Source organism: Streptomyces sp. MBT53 (assembly GCF_016654115.1).
GTDB lineage: Bacteria > Actinomycetota > Actinomycetes > Streptomycetales > Streptomycetaceae > Streptomyces.
This window is the reverse complement of sequence record NZ_JAEQAZ010000262.1, coordinates 1-9,697: the sequence shown is the minus strand read 5'-3', so window position 1 is coordinate 9,697 and position 9,697 is coordinate 1. Positions and strand designations below refer to the sequence as shown.

The window sequence follows — 9,697 nt, the reverse complement described above, 5'->3', positions numbered from 1 at the left end:
GCCTCCGCCTCCCCGCCGACATCCGTCCGGTCGAGCACGCGCCACACGATCTCCCCGTCCGGCCGCTGCGCCCAACTCCCCACCACCCGCCCGTTCCACCACACCGTGGGCCCCACATTGCCGCTGCCGTCGAACAGCGCGGGACGCAACTCCGGTGCCAGGTACCAGTCCCGGTGCTGCCAGCCCATCGCCGTCGGATCGAGCCCGGGCAGCAGGGCCGCCCACGGTTCGGCGGGGTCGGCCGGCGGATCGACGTCCCCGGCGGCGACGTAACCCGCCCCCTCGTCCAGGGACACCGGCTCCGCGCCGATCGCCGCCAGGGCCCGGCGGACCTCCGTCACCCGCCACCCCGTCCACCACTTCAGGTCGGCCTCGGTGGCCGGGCCGCAGGCCGTGAGCCAGCGGCGCAGCAGGGCCGACTGGGCCTCGGCCACGTCGAGTTCGGGATGTTCCGGTGCCACCGCCCAGCGCAGCTGGCTCGATGTCCAGCCGCCGAGCGGACGGCCCCGTACGACCTTCCCCTCGACCCCCAGCACCCTCAGCAGCCGGGTCGAGAGGGTGTGGACGCCCTCGTAGTTCTTCCCGGGCGCGTACACCCACTGTTCCCTCAACCTCGGTTCGTCCTCGGCGAGTTCGGCAGCCGTCGCCTGCCCGCGCCGGGCCAGCGCGGCCAGCGTCGCGTCCTCGACCTCCTTCAGCCAGACCGCGTCCGGCGCCCCCGCCTTGGCCATGTCCTTGACCAGGGAGGCCCGTTCACGCGCGGCGACGGCGAGTCCGGTCGAGGCGTGCACGACGGCGGTCAGGTCGGCGGGGAAGACGAACACGGTGTGCCGCATGCCGTGCATACGGAGCAGCGTGCGGTCCTCGTACAGGGCGCGGGCGGTCTCGTCCACGGTGACAGTCGGGTCGGCCAGCCGCGCCCCCACGGCCAGGAACACCGTCGCCGGGTCCGTGCCGTGCAGGGCGACGAGGGAGTCGGCGACCTCCTCGGGCGTTCCGGCGCGGGTGCTCGCGGCGAGACGGTGGCGGAGGGCGAGCCGGGTCCGCCGTTCGGCCGCGGTGATGTGGCGCGGGCTGCTCATCCGGACCTCCGCTTGAAAGCCTGAAAGGGTGACTTCTCGACCGACAGTAAACGGGTGGGTCGGTGGGCGGACAGTCTGTTCGTTCACCTGATCGCCGTGCACGGAGTGCGCCCCCACGCCCACCCCGTTTCACTGCGTACATGACCACACCGGCCGACCGAGCGGAGCGTGGCCGTGCCGCGCGCAAACGCGTTGCCCGGTCCGCGCACGCCGGCTGGATCCCCTCCGTGGACCGCCCCGACCCCGTCGCCGTACTGGAACGCCAGGGTCGCGACCGGCTCCCGGAACTCCTCCCGATCCGCTACGGCCGGATGGTCGCTTCCCCCTTCGCCTTCCTGCGCGGCTCGGCCGCCGTGATGGCCGCCGACCTCGCGTCCCAGCCGCACACCGGACTCACCGTGCAGCTGTGCGGGGACGCGCACCTCCTCAACTTCGGCCTGTACGCGTCCCCGGAACGCGCCCTGCTCTTCGACCTCAACGACTTCGACGAGACGTTCCCGGGCCCCTTCGAGTGGGACGTCAAACGCCTCGCCGCCAGCATCGCCGTCGCCGCCCGCGAGAACGGCCACGGCGACACCAAGGCCCACCGCGCGGCGCTGGAGGCGACCGCCACGTACCGTACGGCCCTGCGTGCCCTGGCCCGCAAGGGCGAACTCGCCGTCTGGTACGACCGGATCGACGCCGACAGCCTGCTGCCCCTGGTCCGCTCCGCCCGCAACCGCCGCCGGGTCGAGTCCAGCCTCACCCGCGCCCGCCGCCGCACCAGCCTGCACGCCGTCGGCAAACTCACCGAGACCGTCGACGGCCGCCGCCGTATCGTCCAGGACCCGCCCCTCCTGGAACCGGCCGGCGCCTCGGACATGGCCGCCGTACGCAAGATCTTCAGCGACTACCGCTCCACCCTCTCCGAGGAGCGCCGCCTGCTGCTCGACCGCTACCGCTTCGTCGACGCCGCCCGCAAGGTCGTCGGCGTCGGCAGCGTCGGCACCCGCTGCTTCATCGTGCTGCTCTCCGGCCGCGACCAGGACGACCCGCTGTTCCTGCAGATCAAGGAGGCGCGGAAGTCCGTACTGGAGGAGCATCTGCCGAGCGGACCGTACGTCCACCCCGGTCATCGTGTCGTCGCAGGCCAGCGGCTGCTCCAGGCCGCGAGCGACATCTTCCTCGGCTGGATGACCGGACCGCAGGGCCGCGCCTTCTACTGGCGCCAGCTGCGCGACATGAAGGGCTCCGCGGACGTCGCCGGCATGAGCCCGGCCGAACTCCTCGCCTACGGCCGCCTGTGCGGCACCGCGCTGGCCCGCGCCCACGCCCGCTCCGGCGACCGCGTCGCCATCGCCGCGTACCTCGGCGGCACCGACACCTTCGAACACGCCGTGGCCGACTTCGCCTCGGCCTACGCCGGCCAGACCGCCGCCGATCACGCCGCACTGGACGCGGCGGTGACGGCGGGTGTGGTGACGGCGGCACCGGGGATCTGACAGGGGCGACCAGGGGGCCGCCCAAAAAGCAGATGCACGCCGAGTGATCGCGCCCCTACGCTGGACACACGTTGCGGAGCTGCCCACCACCGCTTTCGGCAGGACAGGTACCACCCCGCGGACTCGGGGCTACTCTCTACGCACCGACGGCCGGACGCCCTCCCCCAGCGCCCCGTCGCGCCCACAACAGATCACCGCTCGTACACACCCACGCCCACGGAGGCCCGTCATGGGCACCATCGTCATATCCGGGACCGTCGTCCTGGTCGTCTTCGGCTTCGGCAACCACGTCTGGTGGCTGGCCGCGGTCGCCGTCCTCTTCCTGTACGTGCAGTACGGCCGCGACTCGTCGTCGTCCACGTCTTCTACGTCGTCCTCGTCGGCCGGGGGCTCCTCCTCGGGGGGCGGAGCGACCCCGTCGAGCTACCGCGCGTACCGCGACCGCCGTGACAAGCAGGCCAAGTGGGAGCGCCGCTACCAGCGCGAACGCCCCCTGGAATCGCGTCGGCAGGCACGGGAGAAGAAGTAGGCAGGATCTACAACCCGGGGGCGCCCCACACCGGGAACCACCGGCTCAGATCCTGCTCGATCCGCAGGTCGTTGCCGAGCATCGACCTGACCTGCAGTTCCAGCGAGCTGTCGCGCCGCTGTCCGTCCCCGGCCAGCGGCGCGAACGGGAAGAACGTGCCGCGCTTGTAGAGATAGACGAGCGCGAGCCGCCTGCCTCCGTCATCCTCGAACCCGGCGAGCGAGCACAGCAGTTGGGGCCCGAAGCCGTTGACCTCCATCGCGCTGTTGACCGCGTGCAGATCGTTGACCAGCGCCGACAACTGGTCGGGCGCCCGGTGCGAGACCAGCCACGAGTAGCCGTAGGCGTCCTGGGTCAACTCCACCGGGGGGCCGGTGCGTTCGGAGTCCGCGTCCAGCAGCGCCTGGACCTCCCGGTGCGTCTGCTCGAACGCCCCGCCCTCCACCGTGGCGAAGCACACCGCACCGCGCCCGGTCGCCCTGAAGCCGGCCGCCGCCTCCAGCGTCACCGCCGCCGAGGGCAGCGCGAACAGCTGGTCGAGATCGGGGGCGACCGGTTTCGTACGGCCGAGCAGGATGTCCAGCAACCCCATACTCAGCCCGCCTTGTCGATGCCGGGCACCGCCGCCTCACCCAACTCGGCGGAGATCCGCCCCAGTTGGTCGAGCCGCTGCTCCAGGCTCGGGTGCGTCGAGAAGTACTTCGAGATACCGGGCTCGGTGCCGGTCGCCGGCGTGAAGTAGAAGGCGTTGAAGGCCTGCGCGGTCCGCAGGTCCTTGGTCGGGATCCGGGCGATGTCCCCGTCGACCTTGGTGAGCGCGGAGGCCAGCGCCGAGGGCTTCCCGGTGAGCAGGGCCGCCGCCCGGTCCGCCGCCAGCTCCCGGTACCGGGACAGTGCCCTGATCAGCAGGAAGCTGATCGCGTACACGGCCGCCGAGATCCCCATGATCCCCGCGAAGACGGCAAGGGTGTTCTGGTCCTTCCTGCCCCGGAAGATCTGCGAGTAGAACGCGAACCGCACCATGAGCCCGGCGAGCACCCCGAGGAACGAGGCCACCGTGATCACGGCCACGTCCTTGTGCGCCACGTGCGACAGCTCGTGCGCGAGCACACCCTCCAGCTCGGCCGGCTCCAGCCGCCGCAGCAGTCCGGTGGTCACACAGATGACGGCATTGTCGGCGTTCCGCCCGGTGGCGAACGCATTCGGCATGTCGATGTCCGACACGGCGACGACGGGCTTGGGCATGTCGGCCACGGCACACAGCCGGTCGATCACACCGTGCAGATCGGGATACTCCTCCCGCTCCACGATCCGGCCCTTCATCGCGTACAGCGCGATCCGGTCGGAGAACCAGTACTGCGCGACGAGCAGCCCGCCGGCCACCACCACGACCAGCACCCAGGACTTCAGCAACACGATCAGCGCGGCCACGAACGCCACGTACAACAGCCCGAGCAGGAACAGCGTCAGACCCATACGCACGGTCAGCCGCCGGTCGCTCCGGAAGCGGCTCTGCATCTGCCATCACCCCGCAGTCAGGCACTCGTCCCAACGCCCAGTGTGCACCCGGCCTCTCCCATGAAGCGGTCCCGATCGGGCCTAGGCGGAGCAAAAGGTGCCTGTGAATCCGGGTCCGGTCCTCACCTCCGCTTTACGGCGTGCTCGGCCCACCCGCGCAGCTTCACGTCCGGATCGTCCGACAACGCCTCGGCCGCCCGCCGCCTGACGCCCCCGCCCCGCGCGTCGAGCAGCCGGAACGCGGCGACCCGCACCGGCCGGGGCCACCGTGCCCCCAGCCTTTCCGTCAGCCACTCCTCGGGCACCAGCTCCGCGGACGGCAACAGCGCGGCCGTCACCTCCCGCACGACCCCGGCCGCCGGATCGTCCAGCAGCGGCCACAGCCGTCGTACGTCCGCCACGTCCAGCACCCGCAGACCGGCCACGGCCCGCGCCCGCACCGCGGCCGTCCGATGACCGACGAGTGTCCACAGCAGCTCGGCGTCCGCCCGCCCACCGCACTCCGCCAGCCCGATCACGGCCCCGGGCACCGGCTCCGGCGCCGCGCACCACGCCCGGTACAACGGCAGCGGATCGACCCCGTCCTGCCGTACGACATACCGAGCACAGGCCCGTACGACCGCCGCCCGGTCGGCCAGGAAACCCACCGCGAGATCGGCCCGCCCGGCCGGCCGCAGCAAGGTGACCCCGGCGGAACGGACCCGCGGACTGCGCGCCCCGAGCAGCGGCCCGACGACCTCGTCGTACGCCCCGCCCTTCGCCACGGCGGCCAGCGTGGCATCCGCGCACAGGGTCTGTACGACCGCGTCGGCGTCCCGGGCGGCGGCGCGGGCGAGTTCGGCGGGGGAGAGGAGACCCCTCTCGGCAGCGAGCCGGTAGACATGCCGACGCACGGCACGGTCGGTGTCGACGAAGAGCGGAGCGAGCTGTTCCAGGGACGCCCGGCGCAGCACCGTGTCGAGCAACTCGATGGCGAACCCACCCCGCCCCCGCCGCCCGAACAGCAGGATCAGCGGCGCGAGCGCCACGCCGGTCTCCACGTCGAGGGCCTCGGCCAGCAACTCCCGTGCCCGCTCCCGCACCTGCCCGACCCAGTCGGCACACCGGACGACGACCAGCGGCAGCAACACCGTGTACCCGACGGCCTGTTGGAGTGCCGCCTCCCTGATCCTGCCGTCACGGTGGCACAGCGCGATCGCGAGTTCGGGCTCGGCGAGCCCGGCGGGAGCGTACGGCTCACGCCGCAACGCCTCGTCCAGCCACAGCCACGCGAGGGGATCACCGAGGTCGAGCTTCTCGCCACGCTTCCGGTCCATCTCCATCACGGCGCCCGGAAGTTGACGTACCCCAACAACACGATGACCCCCACGACACTCCCCAACACGATCACCGTCGACATCCACGACGACCGCCGCGGCCCCACCCCCTCGGGCTCACCCCGGAACGGCACCGGCCCAGGAGGGTTCTCCTTCCAGCGCGCCGCGAGCATCCGCGCCCGCGCGGAGGGCTCCTTGTGCTCGGCGTCGTCGGCCCACTTGATGTCGAACTCGCGCTCCTCGTCGCCCTGTTGTCCCATCCCCGTTGCCCCTCCCGGAAAACAGTCTGCGTAGAACAGTGTGTGTGTACGACGGTGCCCCCGCCTCTCCGAAGAGAGACGGGGGCACCCGGCGATCGGTTCGATCGGTTGGATCACACGTCGTAGTAGAGCTCGAACTCGTGCGGGTGCGGGCGCAGCTGCAGCGGCGCGATCTCGTTCGTGCGCTTGAAGTCGATCCACGTCTCGATCAGGTCGGACGTGAAGACGTCGCCCGCGAGGAGGAACTCGTGGTCGGCCTCGAGACGGTCGAGGACGGCCGGGAGGGAGGTCGGGACCTGGGCGACACCCGCGTGCTCCTCGGGGGCCAGCTCGTAGAGGTCCTTGTCGATCGGCTCGGCCGGCTCGATCTTGTTCTTGATGCCGTCAAGGCCCGCCAGGAGCAGGGCGGAGAAGGCGAGGTACGGGTTGCCGGAGGAGTCGGGCGCGCGGAACTCGACGCGCTTGGCCTTCGGGTTGGAGCCCGTGATCGGGATGCGCATCGCGGCGGAGCGGTTGCGCTGCGAGTAGACCAGGTTGACCGGGGCCTCGAAGCCGGGGACCAGGCGGTGGTACGAGTTCACCGTCGGGTTGGTGAACGCGAGCAGCGACGGGGCGTGCTTGAGGATGCCGCCGATGTAGTAGCGGGCGATGTCCGACAGACCCGCGTAGCCGGCCTCGTCGTAGAAGAGCGGGGAGCCGCCCGCCCACAGCGACGAGTGGACGTGCATGCCCGAGCCGTTGTCGCCGAAGATCGGCTTCGGCATGAAGGTCGCGGTCTTGCCGTTGCGCCAGGCCACGTTCTTCACGATGTACTTGAAGAGCTGGAGGTCGTCGGCCGCGGCGAGCAGCGTGTTGAACTTGTAGTTGATCTCGGCCTGGCCGGCGGTGCCCACCTCGTGGTGCTGGCGCTCGACCTGGAGGCCGGACGCGGCCAGCTCCAGGGAGATCTCCGCACGCAGGTCGGCGAAGTGGTCGACCGGCGGGGTCGGGAAGTAGCCGCCCTTGTAGCGGACCTTGTAACCGCGGTTGTCCTCGACCGCACCGGTGTTCCAGGCGCCGGCCTCGGAGTCGATGTGGTAGAAGGCCTCGTTCGACTTGGTGTCGAAGCGCACGCTGTCGAAGACGTAGAACTCGGCCTCGGGACCGAAGTACGCGGTGTCGGCGATGCCGGTGGAGGCGAGGTACGCCTCGGCCTTCTTCGCCACGTTGCGCGGGTCACGGGAGTACTGCTCGCCCGTGATCGGGTCGTGGATGAAGAAGTTGATGTTGACCGTCTTGTCGCGGCGGAAGGGGTCCACGCGCGCGGTCGACAGGTCGGCGCGGAGCGCCATGTCGGACTCGTGGATGGCCTGGAAGCCGCGGATCGAGGAGCCGTCGAAGGCGAGTTCCTCGTCCGGGTCGAAGGCCGTCGCCGGCAGCGTGAAGTGCTGCATCACACCCGGCAGATCGCAGAATCGGACGTCGACGAACTTGACGTCCTCGTCCGCGATGAACTTCTTGGCCTCGTCGGCGTTCTGGAACATCCAGCTCCTCCTACTCCCGACCGTCCGTGCCGGGGTGGTAGTTCGTTCGTGCGGCCAGTGCGGTGGCACACGCTGGACCCGACCTTAGGGACGGGGGATTTCTCAGGCGTGACCCATTTGTTTCGCCCAAGTTAACCGGTCTTGAGCCGCCTGGCCCCTCCTGTCCGCATGGCAGAACGGGGGCAGTACCGTGGACGGGTGGACAACAGGGATGCAATCGGCTCATGGCTCTCCGGGCCCCGGGAGGCCGCGGAGCGGGCAGGTGTCGACTTCGGCTACCGCGGTGAGCAGCTCGGCCTGCCCGAGCACGGCCCCGGCTCGATCGCCCGCCCGGGCCGCCGCCTCGGCGCCCTCGCCGTCGACTGGGCCCTGTGCCTGTTGATCGCATACGGCCTGCTCACCCACGGCTACAAGCCGGAGGCGACCGGCAACTGGGCTCTCCTCGTCTTCTTCGTCCTGAGCCTCCTCACCGTCGGCACCATCGGCTTCACCCCCGGCAAGCGCCTTTTCGGCCTCCGCGTCTACGCCCTCGACACCGGCCGCCCCAATCCCCTCCGCGCCCTGCTCCGCTCCGCCCTGCTCTGCGTCGCGATCCCGGCCCTGATCTGGGACCGCGACGGCCGCGGCCTCCACGACCGGCTGGCGCGCACGGTCGAGGTGCGGATCTAGCAGTCAGCGGTCGTACGGCAAAGGGGGCGCCCCGGAAGGACCCGGGGCGCCCCCTTTGGCGTGCCGGTTTCCGTGCCGGGCGGGTGACCGTCGGCCGGTCTCGGCCCGGGGTGCGCTCCGTCACGGGCCGTGACCGGGACACTGTCGCCGTTCCCGACGGAAGTGGTGGGCAGGATGGCAGCAGGCGACAAGTCGACGGTGGTGGCCGGGGCGCCGATGGTCGCGGAGATCGCGGCCCGGTACGCGGACGAGGCGGAGAGTGCCCGGCGGCTCTCGCCGCAGGTGGTCGAGGCGGTGCGGGACGCGGGCTTCGCCCGGCACTTCGTACCGCGGGCCCACGGCGGCGAAGCGGGTGGTTTCGCCGAGGTGACCTCGGCGGTCGGCCTGGTGGGGGAGGGCTGCACCTCGGCCGCCTGGGCCGCCTCGCTGGCCGCGTACGCCGGGCGGTACGGGGCGTTCCTGCCCGAGGAGGGGCAGGCCGACATCTGGGCGGACGGCCCCGACGCGCTGCTCGCGGGCGCGCTCATGCCGTCCGGCAAGGCGGAACCGGTGGCCGGCGGCTGGCGGCTGAGCGGTGAGTGGAAGTACATCAGCGGGGTGCACTTCGCCGACTGGGCGCTGGCCTGCGCGGCCGTGCCCGCCGAGGGCCCCGTCGACCCGGACGCGCGCCCCGAAGTGCGGTTCTTCGCAGTCCCCCGGGCCGACTTCGCCATCGAGGACAGCTGGTTCACCGTGGGGATGCGTGGCACCGGCAGCGACACCCTCCTCCTGACCGACGCGTTCGTGCCCGAGCACCGGACACTGGCCCGGTCAGCGGTCCACGCCGGACAGGCACCCGCGTCGGACGCGCGCTGTCACCTCGTCCCGATGTACGCCGTGAGCGCGCTGCCGTTCGCCGCCCCGCTGGTCGGCGCCGCCCGGGGCGCGCTGCGGGCCTGGATCGCCCGGACCGGGGCGCGCGTCGACCGCCGGGGACAGGCCGTCGGCGAGAAGCCCTCGACCCAGGTCGCCCTGGCCCGCTCGGCCGCCGAGGTGGACGCCGCGGAACTCCTCATCCTGCGTACGGCGGCCGTGGCCGACGGCACGGAACACGTCCCGGACGGCGAGGCAGCGGTCCGCGGCGCCCGAGACCTCGCCCTCGCAGTGGAGCTCCTGGTCTCGGCGGTCGACCGCGTCTTCCGCGCCGGCGGCACCTCCGGCCAGTCCTCCTCCGACCCGGTACAGCGCTTCTGGCGCGACGTGAACAGCGCTGCCTCGCATGTAGCCCTCTCCTTCGAGACGACGGGCGCGCCGTACGCCGCGCCCGTCGTCTCGAAGGA

10 protein-coding genes are annotated in these 9,697 nt (G+C 71.6%); 4 read left to right on the top strand and 6 right to left on the bottom strand.

All coding sequences use genetic code 11. The features are described from left to right. The coding region (locus JHN45_RS47020; protein ID WP_201055541.1) for a winged helix DNA-binding domain-containing protein at positions 1-1,082 on the bottom strand (1,082 nt) is incomplete at its 3' end. Between the two features lie 140 nt (positions 1,083-1,222). Between JHN45_RS47020 and JHN45_RS47015 the strand changes: the two genes are divergently transcribed. Then, complete coding sequence (locus JHN45_RS47015; RefSeq protein ID WP_200715346.1) at positions 1,223-2,563, top strand: DUF2252 domain-containing protein; 1,341 nt, start codon at positions 1,223-1,225, stop codon at positions 2,561-2,563. 229 nt (positions 2,564-2,792) lie between these two features. Further along, positions 2,793-3,092 (top strand): hypothetical protein, encoded by a 300-nt coding sequence (locus tag JHN45_RS47010; RefSeq protein WP_200715347.1) that lies wholly within the window; start codon positions 2,793-2,795, stop codon positions 3,090-3,092. A 7-nt stretch (positions 3,093-3,099) separates the two neighbouring features. Here the strand turns inward: JHN45_RS47010 and JHN45_RS47005 are convergent, their stop codons facing one another. The 5 genes from JHN45_RS47005 to glnA form a co-directional block, all read right to left on the bottom strand. Further along, positions 3,100-3,684 carry a hypothetical protein gene (locus JHN45_RS47005; protein ID WP_201055540.1) on the bottom strand — a complete coding sequence of 195 codons (585 nt, stop codon included), beginning with the start codon at positions 3,682-3,684 and terminating at the stop codon, positions 3,100-3,102. Positions 3,685-3,686: 2 nt separating this feature from the next. Next, on the bottom strand, positions 3,687-4,610 hold the full coding sequence (gene htpX / locus JHN45_RS47000) for a zinc metalloprotease HtpX (RefSeq protein ID WP_200715349.1): 924 nt from the start codon (positions 4,608-4,610) through the stop codon (positions 3,687-3,689). A gap of 122 nt (positions 4,611-4,732) precedes the next feature. Then, positions 4,733-5,926, bottom strand: coding sequence for a hypothetical protein (locus JHN45_RS46995; protein ID WP_236584859.1), 1,194 nt, complete (start codon positions 5,924-5,926; stop codon positions 4,733-4,735). Positions 5,927-5,931: 5 nt separating this feature from the next. Continuing rightward, positions 5,932-6,186 carry a hypothetical protein gene (locus JHN45_RS46990; protein WP_201055538.1) on the bottom strand — a complete coding sequence of 85 codons (255 nt, stop codon included), beginning with the start codon at positions 6,184-6,186 and terminating at the stop codon, positions 5,932-5,934. 113 nt (positions 6,187-6,299) lie between these two features. Then, a complete protein-coding gene (gene glnA, locus JHN45_RS46985) occupies positions 6,300-7,709 on the bottom strand; it encodes a type I glutamate--ammonia ligase (RefSeq protein WP_200715351.1) in 1,410 nt (469 codons plus the stop codon). 198 nt (positions 7,710-7,907) lie between these two features. Between glnA and JHN45_RS46980 the strand changes: the two genes are divergently transcribed. Both JHN45_RS46980 and JHN45_RS46975 read left to right on the top strand, forming a co-directional pair. After that, entirely contained in the window at positions 7,908-8,378 is a 471-nt protein-coding gene (locus JHN45_RS46980; protein ID WP_200715352.1) for an RDD family protein, read from the top strand. Between the two features lie 174 nt (positions 8,379-8,552). Further along, positions 8,553-9,697: acyl-CoA dehydrogenase family protein (locus JHN45_RS46975; RefSeq protein ID WP_201055537.1), on the top strand; the 1,145-nt coding region annotated here is incomplete at its 3' end.

Bases quoted from the DNA above. Each gene is read 5' to 3' on its own strand.
- JHN45_RS46995 (WP_236584859.1), bottom strand. From the start codon at position 5,926: ATGGACCGGAAGCGTGGCGAGAAGCTCGACCTCGGTGATCCCCTCGCG.
- glnA (WP_200715351.1), bottom strand. From the start codon at position 7,709: ATGTTCCAGAACGCCGACGAGGCCAAGAAGTTCATCGCGGACGAGGAC.
- htpX (WP_200715349.1), bottom strand. From the start codon at position 4,610: ATGCAGAGCCGCTTCCGGAGCGACCGGCGGCTGACCGTGCGTATGGGT.
- JHN45_RS47015 (WP_200715346.1), top strand. From the start codon at position 1,223: ATGACCACACCGGCCGACCGAGCGGAGCGTGGCCGTGCCGCGCGCAAA.
- JHN45_RS47005 (WP_201055540.1), bottom strand. From the start codon at position 3,684: ATGGGGTTGCTGGACATCCTGCTCGGCCGTACGAAACCGGTCGCCCCC.
- JHN45_RS47010 (WP_200715347.1), top strand. From the start codon at position 2,793: ATGGGCACCATCGTCATATCCGGGACCGTCGTCCTGGTCGTCTTCGGC.
- JHN45_RS46990 (WP_201055538.1), bottom strand. From the start codon at position 6,186: ATGGGACAACAGGGCGACGAGGAGCGCGAGTTCGACATCAAGTGGGCC.